Genomic DNA, 18,694 nt, shown 5'->3' on the forward strand with positions numbered 1-18,694 from the left:
GCCAGAGCTTCCTTCCCTGCAGAATGTGGGGGAGGAGAGAGCGTTTTGCTCACCGAAAAGATGGGCTCGCTTTGGCGATATCCCGCGCCTCACCCCTGTGCGACCTGGGAAGGCTTAAGCCGCCGTGCGAAACAGACCCCGGCATATTGGAACCTTGCCCGTCTTTCGCTAGCTAAAGGCGACGGGCACGGGAGCTGCTGAATGACGGAGCGGATGTTGGACGGGCGGCCGGGCTCGGGCGCGGTGATACATGGGGGACAGTGGCCTTCCCTGTCCATGATGACAGCCTTGACGGCGTTCGCCGGCTACGTGGACGCGGTGGGTTACATCAAGCTCGCCGGTCTCTTCCTCTCCTTCATGAGCGGGAACAGCACCAGTCTTGGTGTCAACCTCGCGGCGGGCCATGTTTCGATGGTCTTCGCCATCCTAAGCGTCGTTGGGTGTTTCGTTGCCGGCGTGGTGATCGGAACACTTCTCGCGGACACCATGCCCACCGCGAAAACCCGGGCGATCCTCGGGGTGGAAACGGTGCTCGTCGCAACTGGCCTGGGGCTGACCTTGGTTGGCGTGGGTTTCGCCAGCCTGATGCCGCTGGTGATGGCGATGGGCATGCAGAACGCACTCCACCGCACGATCGTCGGAGCGGATGTCGGCAAGACATTCGTCACAGGCGTGCTGGTGGCGCTCGGACAGGCCGCTACACGGGCAATGCGGTCGCGGAAGTGGCATCCTGAGATCGGCTTGCTCGCGCTCTCGTGGGCAACTTTCGTCGCCGGTGCGAGCGCGGGTGCGTGGACGCTCGCAGCCACATCCCTTGTATCGGCGCTATTGATCGCCCTTGGCGTGATCCTCGTGCTGACGATCATCGCCTTTGTGTGTGAGCGTTAGCTGTTCCGGGCGATAAGCCGCTCGACAATTGTGCGGGTTTGTTCAGCGGGCCGTTGATGTGAGGGGGCCGGAATCCCAGCCTCGGGGGGGCGCGCGCGATTCAAAATTCAGGAGCAAGCAACGGAGTTTCAGCATCCCCGGGTCGTTTTACGGTTCTCGGCATAGAGCAACCGTTCGACCTTGCCCGCTTTTGGTGATCAGATTGGCCATCAACGCGGGTTCGATACGGTCGAACCAGCATGTAAGGTGTCGTCATGCTAGAAGGTTTGGATCGCGCAAGCTTGGACTTCCGAATGGCAACCCAGTCTGATCCACGCTGGCAGGCGGTGGTCACACGCGATGTGTCAGCCGACGGCGGCTTTGTCTACGGCGTGAAGACCACGGGTGTATACTGCCGGCCGTCCTGTCCCGCGCGGACCGCGAAGCCCGCCCACGTCACGTTTTTCGCAAGCGGTCAGGAGGCGACCGCCGCGGGCTATCGACCCTGCCTGCGATGCCGGCCTGATGACACTCCGCGGGGGGAGCGAGATGCCGCGCTGGTGGCGAGGGCCTGCCGGCTCATCGAGGCGGCGGACAGCCCACTCAGGCTCGAGAAGCTCGCGGCTGCCGTCGGCCTGAGCCCTTCGCATCTGCATAGGCAGTTCAAGACCATTACGGGCATCACGCCCAGGGCCTACGGCGCGGCGGCGCGCATGCGCCGGATGCGTGATGAGCTTGGGGACAAGCAGACCAGCATAACCGCAGCGATCTATGACGCTGGCTTTGCATCAAACAGCCGCTTTTATGAGACGTCCAATGAAGCGCTGGGTATGACGCCGACGCGATTCCGCAGTGGTGGGGAGGGGACAGCCATCCGTTTCGCAGTGGGTGAATGCTCGCTCGGCTCCATTCTCGTCGCGGCGACGGAGAAAGGCGTTTGCGCCATCACATTGGGCGACGATCCGGAGCATCTGGTCCGCGAGCTGCAGGATCGGTTTCCCAAGGCCGATCTGATCGGGGCAGATGCAGCCTTCGAGGCCATGGTCGCCAGGGTGGTCGGCTTCGTCGAGGCTCCGGCGCTCGGGATCGACCTGCCGCTGGACGTCCGCGGCACCGCCTTCCAGCAGCGCGTCTGGGATGCCTTGCGCACCATTCCTGTTGGCCAGACGGTGAGCTATGCCGCGATTGCGGAGCGGATCGGCGCGCCAAAGGCTGTTCGCGCCGTCGCGCAGGCCTGCGGCGCGAATACGATCGCCGTTGCCATTCCCTGCCATCGTGTCGTGCGCAATGACGGTGCGCTTTCCGGCTATCGCTGGGGTGTCGCGCGCAAACGCGCGCTACTCGCGAAGGAGGGCGTGCAATGACCGCGCCCGCCACGGTCCTGCCTCGGCCTCATCATGCGACGAAGGGTGATGTCGATGTCGCCCGCTTCGCCTGGGATGAGATCGCCACCACGCTCGATACCTGGGGCTGCGCGACGCTCGAGGCGCTCCTGGAGCCAGGATTATGCCGTGACATTGCCGCCCTCTACCCCGAGGAGACGCATTTCCGCAGCCATATTCACATGGCTCGTCATGGTTTCGGCAAAGGCGAATATCGTTACTTCAAATATCCGCTCCCCTCTGTACTGGCTGGGCTTCGTCATGAGCTCTATCCGCATCTGGCAGAGGTGGCTAATCACTGGAATGACAAGCTCGGCATAGCCCAGTGTTATCCGTTGGAGCATGCGGAATTTCTGCGGCAATGTAATGAAGCGGGGCAGGCGCGGCCGACGCCCTTGCTGCTGCAATATGGGCCAGGCGACTTCAATTGCCTGCATCAGGATCTCTACGGGGATCTCGCGTTTCCGTTGCAGGTCGCCATCCTCCTCTCGGAGCCGGGGCAGGATTTCACCGGCGGCGAATTCGTCCTGACGGAGCAGCGGCCACGTATGCAGAGCCGGGCGGAGGTGGTGCCGCTGCGCAAAGGCGATGCGGTCATCTTCGCGGTGAATGATCGGCCGGTGACAGGCACCCGTGGCACCTATCGTGTCAAGATGCGCCATGGCGTCAGCCGTGTCCGCTCCGGCCGGCGGCACACCGTCGGCATCATCTTCCATGACGCGCGCTAGCATCGCTTCCACCCCCTTGCTCCTGGACACCGTCGAGACGCCTGTCGGCGGTTTCTTGCTCCTGAGTGACAGTCAGGGGTTGCTCCATGCCGCTGATTTTGCCGATTGCGAGGCGCGTTTGCTGGCGCTGCTTCGCCGGGGCAGAGGGGCCGCGTCGCCGGAGATGGAGCGCGGCGCCGTCCCGGCCGCCTTGAAACGCAGGCTGGCGGACTATTTCGCCGGCGATATCCGTGCGATCGACAGCATCGCGCTCGCGCCGCGAGGCACGGATTTCCAGTCGGTCGTCTGGGCTGCGTTGCGGACAGTGCCGCCTGGATCGACGCTGAGCTATGCCGGCATGGCCGAAGCCATCGGGCGCCCGGCCGCGATGCGCGCCGTGGGCCATGCCAATGGCGCCAACCCCTTTTGCATCATCGTTCCGTGCCATCGCCTCACCGGCGCGGATGGCGGTCTTGTCGGTTATAGCGGAGGACTGGCGCGCAAGAGATGGCTGCTCGACCATGAGCGGCGCCATGCCACGCCGGTCTGAACGGCCGCTGGTAGCTGGTGCTTGAGCCGCTTTCAGACGCCGGTTTTTCTATTCCTAACGTTTTTTTCCCAGCCGAATACGCTGCGGCCGCCGAACAGCGGCGCTTCATCGAACTCCTTGCGAACGATTGTTCCGAAATCGGGGCCTTTCGCGTAGCGTTCCATCTGGCGGGCCTGGTCGTCGAGGCGCTTCAGGGCGGCCAGCTCCTCGTCGCGGCCGAGACGTCCCTTCTCCACGGCCGATTTCATGACCCTGATGGTCTCGTCATAGACCTTCAGCGGAACAGGGAAGGGGTGCCGGTCCTTGCCGCCATGCGCGAAGGAGAAGCGGGCGGGATCAGAGAAGCGGCAAGGCGTGCCGTGCACGACCTCGGCGACCGTCGCGAGCGCTTTCACCGTGCGCTGGCCGACGCCCGGCACCAGCAGGAGCTCGTTGAAATCCTTCGGGCCTCGATCCGCCGCCGCCGCCAGGGTGCCGTGCAGACGCCGCATGACGACATCGGCGGGTCTGACATCGTGATGGGCCGGCATGTCGAGATGAGGTAGAAGCGGCTGCAAAGCCTGGGGGCGAGGCGACTTCGGGGATGGCCCGTCGTTGAGGCGGGTGAGTTCACGCAGAATGGCGTCCGGGCCGGCGTCGTTGAGCAGTGTGAGCTGGTCGCGCCGCGACGGCGCGGCGCGCCTGTCGGCAAGATTGATGATCTTGCCCTGTTCGCGGCCTTCGATCGCGGCATGCGGGGAATCGAGGAAGCTCTCAAGCCCTTCCGATTGCCAGTGATAGCGGCGGGCCTGCCGACGGTCGCCGTTCATGCCCTGCTGAACGATGACCCACGATCCTTCGTCCGTGACGATGAAGCCGTGCAGATAGAGGTCGAAGCCGTCCTGCACCGCCGCGCTGTCGACCTTGGCCACCAAGCGGCTTGTATTCGCAAGGGCTGCGCCATCGAAGCCGACACGCTCGCCGATCGCGACCAGTTCATCGGGCGTCTTGCGGGAATGGGCGCCGCGCCCGCCACAGACATGGATGCCCAATTCGCCTGCCAAGGGCGTGAGGCCGCGCTTCAGCGCGCCGATGACGCTCGTGGTGATGCCGGAGGAATGCCAATCCATGCCCATGACGGCACCGAAGGACTGGAACCAGAAAGGATGCGCCAGCCGGCGCAGCAATTCGTCTCGTCCGTAATGCTGGACAATGGCCTCGGAGATCAACGCTCCAAGCCTGGTCATGCGCTGGCCGAGCCATGGCGGAACGCGACCTCCGTGGAGGGGAAGATTGGCGCTGCCAGCTCTATGAGCCACAGGAGCTTACCCTTCTCTGCGCGACGCCTATCGGATCAATGCGGGCGCCCAAGCCCTGAGACCTAGGCGCTCAACCGTTCGCGCGCAATGGTCAGGCGGATCGAAAGGCCCTCCCGTTGCCAATCACGCTCGATGTCTCCCCCGAGCTGTCCCCTGACTGTCGCATTGGTCAGAACATAGCCAAAGCCGGTGTTCTCCTTCTGGCGATCGGTGGGGGGGCCGCCGCGTTCCGTCCATGTCAGACACAACCGCGTCTCGTCGACGGCGCAGTCGATCGTCACCGTTCCCATGGGCGTCGATAGTGCGCCGTATTTGGCCGCGTTGGTCGCGAATTCATGTAAAAGCAGCGCGAAACTCGTAACCGCGCCGCCTGCGATCGTGATGTCGTCGCCATGGACGGCAGTCCGCGGCCTGCCGGACGGCTCGGCGAGGTCATAGGGCGCGAGGATCGCGGAAATGAGGGCGTGGAGCGTCGTGACCTGCGAGGTGCGCGCGCTTGCCTGTGATGTCTGCGGCACCGTGAGCGCGTGGGCCCGGGCGAGGGACGTCAGCCGTTCCAGGAGGTCTCTGGATAGTTCACTGGCACTCGCGGCCGAGCGCGTGCTGAGGGAGACGAGGCCGCAGGCCAGCGTGAACAGGTTCTTCACCCGGTGGTCCATCTCGCGGATCAGGAGGTGCTGCTGCTCCTCGGCGCGACGCCTTTCCGTGATGTCCCGCGCGATTTTCGATGCGCCGATAATGCGGCCGGAGGCATCCTTGACGGGCGAGATGGTCAAGGAGATCTCGATCAGGCTTCCATCCTTGCGCCGCCGGACTGTCTCGAAATGGTCAATGCGCTCGCCGGCGCGGATGCGCGCCAGGATCCGCGGCTCCTCGTCCTGCCGATCGAGCGGGATAAGCATCATCACCGGCCGGCCGACCGTTTCATCCGCAGTGTAGCCGAACAGCCGTTCCGCGCCGCGATTCCAACTGACGATCGTGCCGTCGAGGTCCTTGGCCAGGATCGCATCCTCCGATGACTCGACGATCGCGGCGTAGCGCTGCGCATCCTCATCGGCGAGTTTGCGATCGCTGAGATCAACCAGCATGTTAACCGCGCCGATCAGGTCCCCTGCCTCGTCGAAGAGCGGCGTCGGAAAGGCGAGAACGGGAACGCGTGTGCCGTCCGGCCGTTCGACGGCCATCTCGTGGCCGCGATTGGCCCGCCGTTCCTGGAGCGCCACCGCGAGCGGGGACCGGTCGTGTGGAAGTACCGAGCCCTGTGGCGTATAGAGCGTTACTGACCCGCAATAGCGGGTTTGTCCAAGCTTCGGATGCGTGCCCCACAACTCGGTCGCGGCCTTGTTATGGAATACGATGCGCCCCGCCGCATCCGTCGTGTAGATCGCTTCGGGCAGCGCGTCGAGAATCGCGGCGGTTGACAGTCCGGTAAGGCTGCTGTCGCGCAATGCGATCTTGGAAAGAGACCGCTTTGGAGGGCTGCTTTCCCGCCCGCGCGTTGCCGCGGATTGTCCGGATGGTTTCCGATGGGACGTGGGTACGCCTGTCACATCATCGATTGCGCCGCCCTTCGCCATCTCGCTCACCCCCCCTTCGCTGCTGGCCAAAGGAACTTAAGTTGGTCCGCGAGAGCCGCGGGCTCAGGCGGAAGCTCAGCTTATCGAAATCCGCCGCCTGAACCTAGTACAATCCCTGAGCAGTCAAGCCGTCGTCCTTGCCCGCTCGCGCCGCTGGCTTGTCACGCTATTCGACCTGGTAGGGGATGATGTTGCGTCGGCTGGCATCCATGGCGATCCGCCGGTCGATCGGCGGGACGGCGCGCTGGTGGCAATCGGCGCGCTCGCAGAGCCGGCAACTCACGCCGATCTTGACAAGCGGTGACGGGTTGCGCAGGTCCACCGCGTCGGAATAGACGAACTCGCTCGCATAGGTTAGCTCGCAGCCGAAGCCGATAGAGTAGCGCAGGCGCAGGGCGTCGAAACGCGCCTCGCCCTTGGTGATGGCCCGCGCGATGGAGAGGTAGCGCGCGCCGTCCGGCATCTCCGCGGCCTGCACGAGGAAGCGGTCCGGCGTCTCGAAGGCTTCATGGATGTTCCAGATGGGGCAGGCGCCGCCGTAGCGGGCGAACTGGAAGCGCGTGGCGCTGTGGCGCTTTGTGATATTGCCGGCGCGGTCCACCCTGAGGAAATAGGTCGGGATACCCTCAAGCCCCGGCCGCTGCAGGGTGGAGAGGCGATGGCAGACCTGCTCCATGCTGACGCTGAAGGTCGTCGCCAGCCGCTCGATGTCGTGCCGGACACGGCGCGCCTCCTCGAGGATATGGCTGTAAGGCATGACAAGTGCGCCGGCGAAATAATTGGCGAGCGCGGCTGCGCAGACCTTGCCGGCGTCCGGGCTGTGAAAGGCCGCGGAGGCGACGAGCTCGTCGATCGCCCCGCCATAGGCCAGAAACGCGAGATGTCGGGCCAAAGCGAAGGACTGCGTCGCGCGCGGCAGCGTATCATTGAGGATGATTAGTCCGCGATCCTTGTCGAGCCGGCTCACGAAATGCGAGCCGTCAGTCGGTGTCTGGCGCTCGATCGTGAAGTTGAACTTCGTTTCCAGATGCTCCGCCAGCGCATTGGCGGTGCCGCCCGGAGCACCGCCCCACTGCCGGACCAGTCTTTCGGCCGCGTGATCGAGGCTGTCGACGTAGTTGCCGATGAAGTGGAAGTAATCGCGCACTTCGTCGAAAGCCGATTGCTGCACCGGCGTGCCGCTCGATCCGCCCGAGGTCGTGAGTGCCTCGTCGAGCGCGCGATGCCGCTCCTCGAGGCGCCGATACAGGGCATGCAGATCGACGAGGGCGCGTCCCACCCGCGGGGCATGCAGCGACAGCGCCTTCAATTCGCGCAGCGTGATGTCCGGCGGGCCGAAGGCGGGGTCGCTCAGGAGTTCGCGGAGGGTGCCGACGAGCCGGTCGCTGTCATTATCCGAGAAGACGGACACATTCACACGCAGCACGCGGGCGAGTTCGACCACGACCGTACCGGACAGGCTGCGCTGGTTGGCTTCGATCTGGCTCATGTAGCTCGGTGAAACGCCGATGCGCTTGGCGAGCTCGATCTGTGTCCAGCCCCGCGCCTCGCGCAGGCTGCGCACCGCATCTCCAGCAAACAATTTCCGTGACATTGGGGACTTTGCGGTTAGCTAAATTGTCAGATTTACATTTTTACAATTTTGCACGAAAAGCCTTTGCAGGACAATATCTCTTCTGGATTATCGACGGCTGTGTTCTAATTTGCCCCATCCCATTTCGCGGACATGGGCGGACAATGCGCGACATATTGGAACGACTGGAAGAACGGCGCGAACAGGCGCGGCAGGGGGGAGGCGAGCGCCGGGTGACGGCGCAGCATGCCCGTGGCAAGCTCACGGCGCGCGAACGCATCGACCTTCTGCTCGATGAGGGATCCTTCGAGGAATTCGACATGTTCGTCGAACACCGCTCGACGGATTTCGGCATGGAGAAGCAGAAGATCCCCGGCGATGGCGTCGTCACCGGCTGGGGCACCATCAACGGGCGCAAGGTCTTCCTTTTTTCCAAGGACTTCACGGTGTTCGGCGGCTCCCTGTCGGAGGCTCATGCCGCCAAGATCGTCAAGATCCAGGACATGGCCGTGAAAATGCGCTGCCCGATCATCGGCCTGTTCGATGCCGGCGGCGCCCGCATCCAGGAGGGCGTGGCGGCGCTCGGCGGTTATGGCGAGGTCTTCAAGCGCAACGTGGTGGCCTCCGGCGTCATCCCGCAGATCTCGGTGATCATGGGCCCCTGCGCGGGTGGCGATGTCTATTCGCCGGCCATGACCGATTTCATCTTCATGGTGCGCGACACCTCCTACATGTTCGTCACCGGTCCCGAGGTGGTGAAGACGGTCACCAACGAGACGGTGACCTCGGAGGAGCTCGGCGGTGCGAAGGTTCACACGTCGCGCTCGTCGGTTGCCGACGGCGCCTTCGACAACGACGTCGAGGCGCTGCTGCAGATCCGCAGGTTCATGGATTTCCTGCCCGCCAACAACACCGAGGGCGCGCCGCACTGGCCGAGCCTCGACGAGCCGGACCGTGTCGAGACCTCGCTCGACACGCTCGTGCCCGACAATCCGAACGTGCCTTACGACATCAAGGAACTGATCCTCAAGGTCGTCGACGAGCGGGATTTCTTCGAGGTCCAGCAGGCCTTCGCCGGCAATATCGTGGTGGGTTTCGGGCGCATCGAGGGGCGCACGGTCGGCATCGTCGCGAACCAGCCGATGGTGCTGGCCGGCGTGCTCGATTCCGACGCCTCCCGCAAGGCGGCGCGCTTCGTGCGCTTCTGCGACGCCTTCGAGATCCCGATCGTCACCTTCGTCGATGTGCCCGGCTTCCTGCCCGGCACGGCGCAGGAATATGGCGGGCTCATCAAGCACGGCGCCAAGCTGCTCTATGCCTATTCGGAAGCCACCGTGCCGCTTGTCACGGTGATCACCCGCAAGGCCTTCGGCGGCGCCTATGACGTGATGGCCTCCAAGCATGTCGGCGGCGACGTCAACTATGCCTGGCCGACGGCGCAGATCGCGGTGATGGGCGCGAAGGGCGCGGTGGAAATCATCTTCCGGCAGGACGCCGGTGACCCGGACGCCATCGCCGCTCACACGAAGGGCTACGAGGAGCGCTTCATGTCGCCCTTCGTGGCGGCCGAGCGCGGCTATATCGACGAGGTGATCAAGCCGCATTCCACCCGCCGGCGCGTGGCTCGCGCGCTCGCCATGCTCGCCTCCAAGCGCGCGGAGACGCCCTGGCGGAAGCACGATAATATACCCTTGTGAGGAAGCGCCGGTGTTCTCGAAAATTCTGATCGCCAATCGCGGCGAGATCGCCTGCCGGATCATCAAGACGGCGCGGCGCATGGGCATCAAGACGGTCGCGGTCTATTCCGACGCCGACCGTGATGCGCTGCATGTGGCCATGGCCGACGAGGCCGTCGCCATCGGCCCGGCGCCTGCCGCCGAGAGCTATCTCGTGATCGACAAGATCATCGCGGCCTGCAAGCAGACCGGCGCCGAGGCGGTCCATCCGGGCTATGGCTTCCTCTCCGAGCGGGCAGCCTTTCCCGAGGCGCTCGCAGCCGCCGGGATCGTCTTCATTGGTCCCAACCCGGCGGCGATCGCCGCGATGGGCGACAAGATCGAATCGAAGAAGGCGGCGGCCGCCGCAAAGGTTTCAACCGTGCCGGGCTATCTCGGCGTGATCGAGAGCCCCGAGCATGCGGTGGCGATTGCCGGGGAGATCGGTTTCCCTGTGATGATCAAGGCCTCTGCCGGCGGTGGCGGCAAGGGCATGCGCATCGCCCATTCGGCGGAAGAGGTCGCGGAGGGCTTCGCGCGCGCCAAATCCGAGGCCGCTTCGTCCTTCGGCGATGACCGCGTCTTCGTGGAGAAGTTCATCACCGACCCGCGCCATGTCGAAATCCAGGTGCTGGGCGACAAGCACGGCCATGTCATCTATCTCGGCGAGCGTGAATGCTCCATCCAGCGCCGCAACCAGAAGGTGCTGGAGGAGGCGCCGTCGCCGCTGCTCGATGAAGAGACCCGCCGGGCCATGGGCGAGCAGGCCGTCGCGCTGGCGCAAGCCGTCGGTTACGATTCCGCCGGCACGGTCGAATTCGTCGCCGGCCAGGATCGCTCCTTCTACTTCCTCGAGATGAACACGCGCTTGCAGGTTGAGCATCCGGTGACGGAACTCGTCACCGGCGTCGATCTCGTCGAGGAGATGATCCGCGTGGCGGCGGGCGAGCCGCTGCGGATGGCGCAGAAGGACGTGAAGCTCGATGGCTGGGCGATCGAGAGCCGCATCTATGCCGAGGACCCGACGCGCAACTTCCTGCCCTCGACGGGCCGGCTCGTCACCTATCGTCCGCCCGCCGAGGGCGTCAGCGATGGCGTGACACTGCGCAACGACACCGGCGTCTACGAGGGCGGCGAGATCTCGATCTACTACGACCCGATGATCGCCAAGCTGGTGACCCACGCGCCGACCCGCGCCGCGGCCATCGCGGCGCAGGCGACCGCCCTGGACGCCTTCGCGATCGAGGGCATCCGGCACAACATCCCGTTCCTGTCGGCGCTGATGCACCATCCGCGTTGGCGGGAGGGGCAGCTCTCCACGGGCTTCATCGCCGAGGAGTTTCCGGAGGGCTTCAACAATGCGATCCCCGCCGGTGAGACGGCGCTGCGAATCGCGGCGGTGGCGACGGCGATCGACCACGTCTTGAACACGCGCAAGCGCCGGATATCAGGGCAGATGCCGACGGCGCGCCCTGTGACCTTCGCGCGCCAGCGCATTGCGCGGGTGGGGGATGAGCGCTTCGTCCTGACGGTGGATGGCGAGGCGGACAGCACGCTCGCGTTGGTCGCCGAGGACGGGCGTCGTATCTCGGTCGCCTCGTCCTGGCGTCCCGGTGAGCCGGTCTGGCACGGCGCCATCGATGGCGTGCCGCTCGCCATGCAGGTGATCGCCATCCCCAACGGCGTCAGGCTCGGCCATGCCGGCGCGATCGCCGACGTGCGGGTGGAAACGCCGCGCGAGGCGGAGCTCGCGGCGCTGATGCCGGTGAAGGTCGTCGCCGACAGCGGCAAGCAGTTGCTCTGCCCGATGCCGGGCCTCGTCAAGCTCATAGCGGTCACGGCCGGGCAGGAGGTGCGCGCCGGCGAGACGCTCGCCATCGTCGAGGCGATGAAGATGGAAAACGTGCTGAAGGCCGACCGGGACGGCACGGTCGCGCAGGTGCTTGCCAAGGAAGGGCAGAGCCTCGCCGTCGATGCCGTCATCCTTGAGTTTGCCTGAGGCACGCGGAGGAAGGTCATGATCGCCCATAGCGAGCCCGCTCCCGCCTCGGCCGAGGCCCACAATCCGGATCTTCCCGGCCCGAATATTCCTGGGCCCAATATTCCTGGGCCTAATATTCCTGGGCTGGAGCAGTGGCGTGCGCTGGTGGACAAGGTGCTCAAGGGCGCCGATTTCGAGCGTGTGCTGGTCGGCCGTACGGCGGACGGCATCAGCATCGATCCGCTTTATGCCAAGGCGAGCGGCGTCCCCCGGGCGTTGAGGGCGGAGGCCGGGCGCTGGGCGGTCTGTCAGCGGCTGGACCATCCCGACGGCGCGGAGGCGAACCGTCTGGCGCTGGCCGATCTCACGGGCGGTGCCGACGCGCTGACGCTCGTTTGCGAAGGCGCGCGCGCGGCGCGTGGTTTCGGCTTGCCAGTGGCGGCGATTCCGGCCGCTCTGAACGATGTCCATCTCGACCTGATCCGCCTGCGCGTCGAGCCGCCGCCCTTTGCCGGGCAGGCGGTATCGGCGGCGCTCAGTGCTGTCATCGCCAGGCGTGGCCTTGATGCCGGCTCGCTCGCCGTCGACTGGGGTATCGACCCCCTCGGGGATATGGCCTCGACCGGGACGGCGCCGAAACCGTGGCCAGAGCTCGCCGCCGATGCGCCGGTCTTGGTCGGGTCCCTGCGTGCGTCAGGATTCACAGGCGCGGTGCTGCGCGCTGACGGGCGCGTGCATCATGAGGCCGGCGCCACCGAGGCGCAGGAACTGGCGGCTGTGCTTGCCTCGGCCGTCGCCTATCTGCGCGCGCTGGAGGCAGCGGGCGTGCCGCTGGATCAGGCGCGGCGCGCCATCAGCTTCACGCTGGTTGCCGATGCCGACGAATTCCTCACGGTGGCCAAGCTGCGCGCGCTGCGGCGTCTCTGGGCCGAGGTGGAGCGCGCCTGCGGGCTGGCGCCTGAGCCCATCCAGCTGGCGACGGAAACGGCGTGGCGGATGACGACGCGGCACGATCCCTTCGTCAACATGCTGCGCAACACCATGGCCGTCTTCTCGGCGGCTGTCGGCGGGGCGGATGTCATCACCGTGCTGCCGCATACCGCGCCCCTTGGCCTTGCCGACGAATTCGCCCGACGCATGGCACGCAACACCCAGATCATCCTCGCCGAGGAAAGCAATATCTGGCGTGTCGCGGACCCGGCGGCCGGGGCGGGCGGCTTCGAGGCCTTGACGGCCGAACTCTGCGACAAGACATGGGGCCTGTTCCAGCGCATCGAGGGTGAAGGGGGGCTTGCCGCGATGCTCGCGAGCGGCGCGTGGCAGACGGAGGTGGCCACGGCGCGCGAGGCGCGCGCCAGGCAGATCGCGCGGCGCAAGCAGCCGCTGACCGGCACGACCGCCTTTCCCAATCTCGATGAGGCGCCGGTCACCGTGCTCATGCCGGCGGTGGAACTGCAGCCCGTCATCGCAACAGCCTTTCCTCCCATGAAAGCCGCCCGGGTGTCGGAGCCCATCGAGCGGTTGCGTGACCATGCCATGGCGCGCGGCTATACGGTGTTCCTCGCGACACTCGGCAAGCCGGCCGATTTCGCGGCGCGCGCGGGTTTCGCGCGGGGTGTCTTCGAGACGGGCGGGCTTCGCACCACGGGCAGCGAGGGCTTCGCGTCCTACGAGGCGCTCATTGCTGCCTATCGTGCGTCGGGAGCGCATGTCGCCTGCATCTGCTCGTCCGATGATCGCTATGACAGCCTGGCGGCCGATGCAACGATCGCGGGTGAGACATTGGCCGAGGAAGCGGCCCGCGGTCTCACGGCGGCTGGCTGCGACCTGGTAATGCTCGCCGGTGCCGGCGGGACGCGTGAGACGGCGCGGCGCGAGGCGGGTGTCCGCGACTTTCTCGTGGCCGGCATGGATGTGGTCGATTTTCTCGACAGGACGATGGCGCTGCTCGACGCGCAGGACGCGTCATCCGTGACGGAGGGCGGAGAATGAGCCGGATCCCCGATTTCACAACGGTGAAGCCGGCTTTCGCGGCGGCGCCCGATGCCCGCGTGCCGGGCGACGTCTGGGAGACGCCGGAGGATATCGCCGTCAAGCCCGTCTACGGCGAGACGGACCGGGAAGGGCTTGATTTCGTCGACAGCCTGCCGGGGATCGTGCCCTTCGTGCGCGGCCCCTATCCCACCATGTATGTCAACCAGCCCTGGACGATCCGGCAATATGCCGGCTTCTCCACGGCCGAGGATTCCAACGCCTTCTACCGCCGCAATCTCGCGGCCGGGCAGAAGGGGTTGTCGGTCGCCTTCGATCTCGCCACCCATCGCGGCTATGACAGCGACCATCCGCGCGTTGCCGGCGACGTCGGCATGGCCGGGGTGGCGATCGATTCGATCTATGACATGCGCACGCTGTTTTCAGGCATCCCGCTCGACAAGATGAGCGTGTCGATGACGATGAATGGCGCGGTGCTGCCGATCCTGGCGCTTTATATCGTCGCGGCGGAAGAGCAGGGCGTGTCGCCTGACAAGCTCTCCGGCACCATCCAGAACGACATTCTCAAAGAATTCATGGTGCGCAACACCTATATCTACCCGCCGGCCGGGTCGATGCGCATTATCTCCGACATATTCGCCTATACCTCGCAGAATATGCCGAAGTTCAATTCCATCTCGATCTCCGGCTATCACATGCAGGAGGCCGGGGCGACGGCGGATCTTGAACTCGCCTATACGCTGGCCGATGGCGTCGATTACATCCGCGCCGGGATCGCGGCGGGCCTGCCTGTCGACAGCTTTGCTCCACGCCTGTCGTTCTTCTGGGCGATCGGCATGAACTTCTTCATGGAAGTCGCCAAGATGCGGGCCGGGCGGCTGTTGTGGTCGCGGCTCGTCAAGCGCTTCAATCCCCGGTCCGACAAGTCGCTGGCGCTCCGCACCCACTGCCAGACCTCGGGCTGGTCGCTGACGGCGCAGGACGTGTTCAACAACGTGACGCGCACCTGCATCGAGGCGATGGCCGCGACCCAGGGCCATACCCAGTCGCTGCACACCAATGCGCTCGACGAGGCGCTGGCGCTGCCGACGGATTTCTCCGCGCGTATTGCCCGCAACACCCAGCTCTTCATCCAGCAGGAATCGGGCACGACGCGCATCATCGATCCCTGGGGTGGTTCCTATTATGTCGAGCGCCTGACCGCCGATCTCGCCGCCAAGGCGTGGGAGCATATCGAGGAGGTCGAGAAACTTGGCGGCATGGCGAAAGCCATCGAGGCGGGCATCCCGAAGCTGCGGATCGAGGAGGCGGCCGCCAAGACCCAGGCGCGTATCGATGCTGGCCAGCAGGTCGTCGTCGGGGTCAACCGCTTCCGTGTCGACAACGAGCCGCCGATCGACGTGCTCAAGGTGGATAATTCCGCCGTCCGCGCCCGCCAGATCGAGAAACTGGAGCGCCTGAAGGCCGAGCGTGACGCGGGCCGGGTCGCGGCGGCGCTCGCGGCGCTCGCCGAGGCGGCGCGCTCGGGTCAAGGCAACCTCCTCGCGCTCGGCGTGGATGCGGCGCGCGAAAAGGCGACGGTGGGCGAGATATCCTCGGCTCTGGAGACAGCCTGGGGCCGCCATAAGGCCGAGGTGAAGATCAATTCCGGCGTCTACAAGACGGCGTTTGGCGCCGATGACGACAGGCTCGCCCGCGTCAATCGCCTCGTCCGCGACTTCACGGATGAGGCGGGCAATCCGCCGCGCATTCTCATCGCCAAGATGGGACAGGATGGGCACGATCGCGGCCAGAAGGTGATCGCGACAGGCTTCGCCGATCTCGGCTTCGACGTGGTGATCGGCCCCTTGTTCGCGACGCCGGAGGAGGCCGCCGACCAGGCGATCGATCAGGATGTGCATGTGGTCGGCGTATCGTCGCTCGCCGCCGGACATCTCACGCTGGTGCCGGCGCTCAAAGCCGAGCTCGACAGGCGCGGCCGCTCCGACATCCTCATCGTCGTCGGCGGCGTCATCCCGCCGCAGGACTATGATGCCCTTTATGATGCGGGCGCCATCGCCATCTTCCCGCCGGGCACGCCCATCACCGATGCGGCCCTTGCGGTGCTCGACCGGCTGAGCAACCATCTCGGCTATCGCCAGAAGGACCCCGCAGACTATCTCTGACGGGCGGACGGGTTGTCACGAAAGGCAGGAGATAGCCATGATCGGACGCTTGAACCACGTGGCCATCGCCGTGCCGGATCTCGAAGCAGCGGCGGCGCTCTATCGCGACAGTCTCGGCGCCAATGTCACGCCGGCGCAGACCTTGCCTGCGCACGGTGTGCGGCTCGTCTTCGTCAACTTGCCCAACACCAAGATCGAATTGATGGAACCGCTCGACGAGAGCTCGCCGATCGCGTCCTTTCTGGCCAAGAGCCCGTCAGGCGGGATTCACCATCTCTGCTACGAGGTGGATGACATTCTGGCGGCGCGGGACCATCTCGTGGCCACGGGCGCGCGCGTGCTCGGCAGCGGGGAGCCCAAGACCGGCGCCCATGGCCTGCCGGTGCTGTTCCTGCATCCCAAGGATTTCAACGGCACTCTGATCGAGCTGGAAGAAGCCGCGCCTTAGCGCGCCGCATTCCGAGAAAATCCGCTGGTCATTCCGGGTCTTCGCGTCAGCGAAGAGCCCGGAACCCATGAACACGAGGGCGCACAAGAAAGCGCGTCGGGCCGGCGTTCCGTTGATTCACCGTGGTGTTCATGGGTTCCGGGCTCGGGCCTTATGGCGCGCCCCGGAATGACGAGGTGGTTCCGTGTGAATCACCATGCTCCAGCGCGCCGCCTCTGGGTAGCCTCGTCCAGCCTTGACGAGGCAGGTGACAATGTCCTGCATTGTATGCCACATTTGCGTGAGCCCTCGCGGGCTTGCATGAAATCGCTGGCTTCGCTTCAAGGCTGAGGTCTTCAATCAAAAGAGTTTCGCTTGCCGGAGGGGCACGTGAAGGTATTGAGCGCAAACGGGGTGACGTCGTGAGTGATAGTGTGAACAAGGCCGGGGTTAAGCCCGTCATCTCCGTCGCGAATTTGACCACATCGTTCCTTGTCGAGGGTCAGCTTCGCCCCGTTGTACGCAATATCTCCTTTGATGTAGCGCCGCGCGAAACCGTGGCCATCGTCGGTGAATCAGGCTCTGGCAAGAGCGTGACGGCGCTGTCGATCATGCGGCTTATCTCCGCCTCGAGCGGTCGTGTGGAAGGCTCCATCCGCCTCGGTGACCGGGATCTCCTGACTTTGCCTGAGCATGAGATGCGCAAGATTCGCGGCAACGACATCGCGATGATCTTCCAGGAGCCGATGACGTCGCTCAACCCGGTGCTGACGATCGGCTACCAGATCGCCGAAGCATTGATGCTGCACCGCGGCATGTCGCAGAGCGAGGCCAAGGCCGAGACGATCCGTCTCCTGGAGAAGGTGCGCATCCCTGCGGCGAAGTCCCGCTTCGATGAATATCCACACCGTTTCTCGGGCGGCATGCGCCAGCGCGTGATGATCGCCATGGCGCTCGCCTGCAAGCCGAAGCTTCTCATCGCCGACGAACCGACGACGGCGCTCGACGTCACCATCCAGGCCCAGATCCTCGACCTGATCAAAATACTCCAGGACGAGGAGGGCATGTCGGTGCTCTTCATCACCCATGACATGGGCGTGGTGGCCGAGATCGCCGACCGCACCGTGGTCATGTACAAGGGCGAGGCAGTCGAAGCGGGCGACACGGCAACGATCTTCAGTGCCCCGAAGGCGCCTTACACCCGTGCGCTGCTGTCGGCCGTGCCACGTCTGGGCTCGATGGAAGGCCGCGCGCGGCCGATGCGCTTCCCGGTGGTCGACAAAACGACGGGCGAGTCCGACGTGCCGGTGGAAACGCCGGACACGGTGAAGGAGAAGGACCGGCCGGTGCTCGAGGTGAAGAACCTCATCACCCGCTTCGACATCCACTCCGGGCTGTTCGGCGGGGTCTCGGGACGCGTGCATGCGGTGGAAAACGTGTCCTTCTCCGTCAAATCAGGCGAGACACTGGCGCTTGTCGGCGAATCCGGTTGCGGCAAGTCGACGACCGGCCGCTCGATCGTGCGGCTCGTCGAGCCGAATTCCGGCACAGTGATGGTCGACGGCCAGAACGTTCTGGAACTGAAGCGTGAGAAGCTGCGCGAGATGCGCCGCAACATGCAGATGATCTTCCAGGATCCCTTCGCGAGCCTCAACCCGCGCGCGACGGTGGGTGCGGCCATCGCCGAGCCGATCCTGACGCACGGCCTCGCTTCGAGGGCGCAGGCGCGCGAGATGACGGCGGACCTTCTGCACCGCGTCGGCCTCACCGCCGATATGGCGAGTCGCTATCCGCACGAGTTCTCGGGCGGCCAGCGCCAGCGCATCTGCATCGCGCGAGCCTTGGCGCTGAAGCCGAAGCTGATCATCGCGGACGAGGCGGTGTCGGCGCTCGACGTCTCGATCAAGGCGCAGGTGGTGAACCTGATGCTCGATCTGCAGGAGAGCATGGGCCTCGCCTATCTCTTCATCTCGCATGACATGGCGGTCGTGGAGCGCGTCAGCCATCGTGTGGCGGTGATGTATCTCGGCGAGATCGTGGAGATCGGTCCTCGCGCCGCGGTGTTCGGCAACGCGCAGCACCCCTATACGAAGAAGCTGATGGCGGCGGTGCCGATCCCGGATCCGGCCCGGCGCGGCCAGAAGCATCCGGTCTCGAACGACGAGATCAAGAGTCCGGTGCGCGCGGCCGACTACGTCCCTCCAGTTCGCGAATATCGCGAAGTCTCTCCGGGCCATTTCGTGCAGGTCTGGGGCGCTGAATGGGAACCCAAGACAGCGCTCGCCGCCTGATTGTTCAGCTGGACATAGCTCAGACCCCGGATCTTCGTTGATCCGGGGTCTTTTCTTTGGGGCGTGCGTTGAAATGCCCGAGTGGTTTCGGCGGGGGCCTTTTCGATTGCGAGGCCGGGCGGATCACCGGAGGGACGAGAGCATTCCCGACAGAACGGGGTTTGGAAGA

At 65.2% G+C, this 18,694-nt stretch carries 13 protein-coding genes; 10 read left to right on the plus strand and 3 right to left on the minus strand.

What is annotated here, in order from left to right; translation table 11 throughout:
- Positions 1 to 201 precede the first annotated feature (201 nt).
- From KIO74_RS20815 to KIO74_RS20830, 4 genes are all read left to right on the plus strand, one after another.
- Entirely contained in the window at positions 202 to 888 is a 687-nt protein-coding gene (locus KIO74_RS20815; RefSeq protein ID WP_249731097.1) for a YoaK family protein, read from the plus strand.
- Between the two features lie 293 nt (positions 889 to 1,181).
- Positions 1,182 to 2,231: a bifunctional DNA-binding transcriptional regulator/O6-methylguanine-DNA methyltransferase Ada gene (gene ada / locus KIO74_RS20820; RefSeq protein WP_213333720.1), complete on the plus strand. Its 1,050-nt coding sequence runs from the start codon at positions 1,182 to 1,184 to the stop codon at positions 2,229 to 2,231.
- Positions 2,228 to 2,977, plus strand: a complete 750-nt coding sequence (locus tag KIO74_RS20825) for a 2OG-Fe(II) oxygenase (RefSeq protein WP_213333721.1) — start codon at positions 2,228 to 2,230, stop codon at positions 2,975 to 2,977. The genes ada and KIO74_RS20825 overlap by 4 nt, the downstream gene beginning before the upstream one ends.
- On the plus strand, positions 2,964 to 3,506 hold the full coding sequence (locus KIO74_RS20830; protein WP_213333722.1) for a methylated-DNA--[protein]-cysteine S-methyltransferase: 543 nt from the start codon (positions 2,964 to 2,966) through the stop codon (positions 3,504 to 3,506). The genes KIO74_RS20825 and KIO74_RS20830 overlap by 14 nt, the downstream gene beginning before the upstream one ends.
- Before the next feature lie 32 nt (positions 3,507 to 3,538).
- Here KIO74_RS20830 and KIO74_RS20835 read toward each other — a convergent pair whose 3' ends face one another.
- From KIO74_RS20835 to KIO74_RS20845, 3 genes are all read right to left on the minus strand, one after another.
- Positions 3,539 to 4,804 (minus strand): DUF763 domain-containing protein, encoded by a 1,266-nt coding sequence (locus KIO74_RS20835; protein WP_213333723.1) that lies wholly within the window; start codon positions 4,802 to 4,804, stop codon positions 3,539 to 3,541.
- A gap of 62 nt (positions 4,805 to 4,866) precedes the next feature.
- The gene (locus KIO74_RS20840) at positions 4,867 to 6,381 is read right to left on the minus strand and encodes a PAS domain-containing HWE histidine kinase family protein (protein WP_213336092.1); all 1,515 of its coding nucleotides are present in this window, start codon (positions 6,379 to 6,381) and stop codon (positions 4,867 to 4,869) included.
- 166 nt (positions 6,382 to 6,547) lie between these two features.
- Entirely contained in the window at positions 6,548 to 7,975 is a 1,428-nt protein-coding gene (locus KIO74_RS20845; RefSeq protein ID WP_213333724.1) for a helix-turn-helix domain-containing protein, read from the minus strand.
- 143 nt (positions 7,976 to 8,118) lie between these two features.
- Between KIO74_RS20845 and KIO74_RS20850 the strand changes: the two genes are divergently transcribed.
- From KIO74_RS20850 to KIO74_RS20875, 6 genes are all read left to right on the plus strand, one after another.
- Positions 8,119 to 9,651 (plus strand): acyl-CoA carboxylase subunit beta, encoded by a 1,533-nt coding sequence (locus KIO74_RS20850; RefSeq protein WP_213333726.1) that lies wholly within the window; start codon positions 8,119 to 8,121, stop codon positions 9,649 to 9,651.
- 10 nt (positions 9,652 to 9,661) lie between these two features.
- Positions 9,662 to 11,668 (plus strand): acetyl-CoA carboxylase biotin carboxylase subunit, encoded by a 2,007-nt coding sequence (locus tag KIO74_RS20855; RefSeq protein WP_213333728.1) that lies wholly within the window; start codon positions 9,662 to 9,664, stop codon positions 11,666 to 11,668.
- An 18-nt stretch (positions 11,669 to 11,686) separates the two neighbouring features.
- Positions 11,687 to 13,642, plus strand: coding sequence for a methylmalonyl-CoA mutase subunit beta (locus KIO74_RS20860; protein ID WP_213333730.1), 1,956 nt, complete (start codon positions 11,687 to 11,689; stop codon positions 13,640 to 13,642).
- Positions 13,639 to 15,807, plus strand: coding sequence for a methylmalonyl-CoA mutase (gene scpA / locus KIO74_RS20865; protein WP_213333732.1), 2,169 nt, complete (start codon positions 13,639 to 13,641; stop codon positions 15,805 to 15,807). The genes KIO74_RS20860 and scpA overlap by 4 nt, the downstream gene beginning before the upstream one ends.
- 37 nt (positions 15,808 to 15,844) lie before the next feature.
- Complete coding sequence (gene mce, locus KIO74_RS20870) at positions 15,845 to 16,255, plus strand: methylmalonyl-CoA epimerase (protein ID WP_213333734.1); 411 nt, start codon at positions 15,845 to 15,847, stop codon at positions 16,253 to 16,255.
- 401 nt (positions 16,256 to 16,656) lie between these two features.
- Positions 16,657 to 18,525, plus strand: a complete 1,869-nt coding sequence (locus KIO74_RS20875) for an ABC transporter ATP-binding protein (protein ID WP_213333742.1) — start codon at positions 16,657 to 16,659, stop codon at positions 18,523 to 18,525.
- The last annotated feature ends 169 nt before the right edge of the window (positions 18,526 to 18,694 follow it).

This window comes from Chelatococcus sp. HY11, assembly GCF_018398335.1.
In the GTDB taxonomy this organism is placed as follows: Bacteria; Pseudomonadota; Alphaproteobacteria; order Rhizobiales; family Beijerinckiaceae; genus Chelatococcus.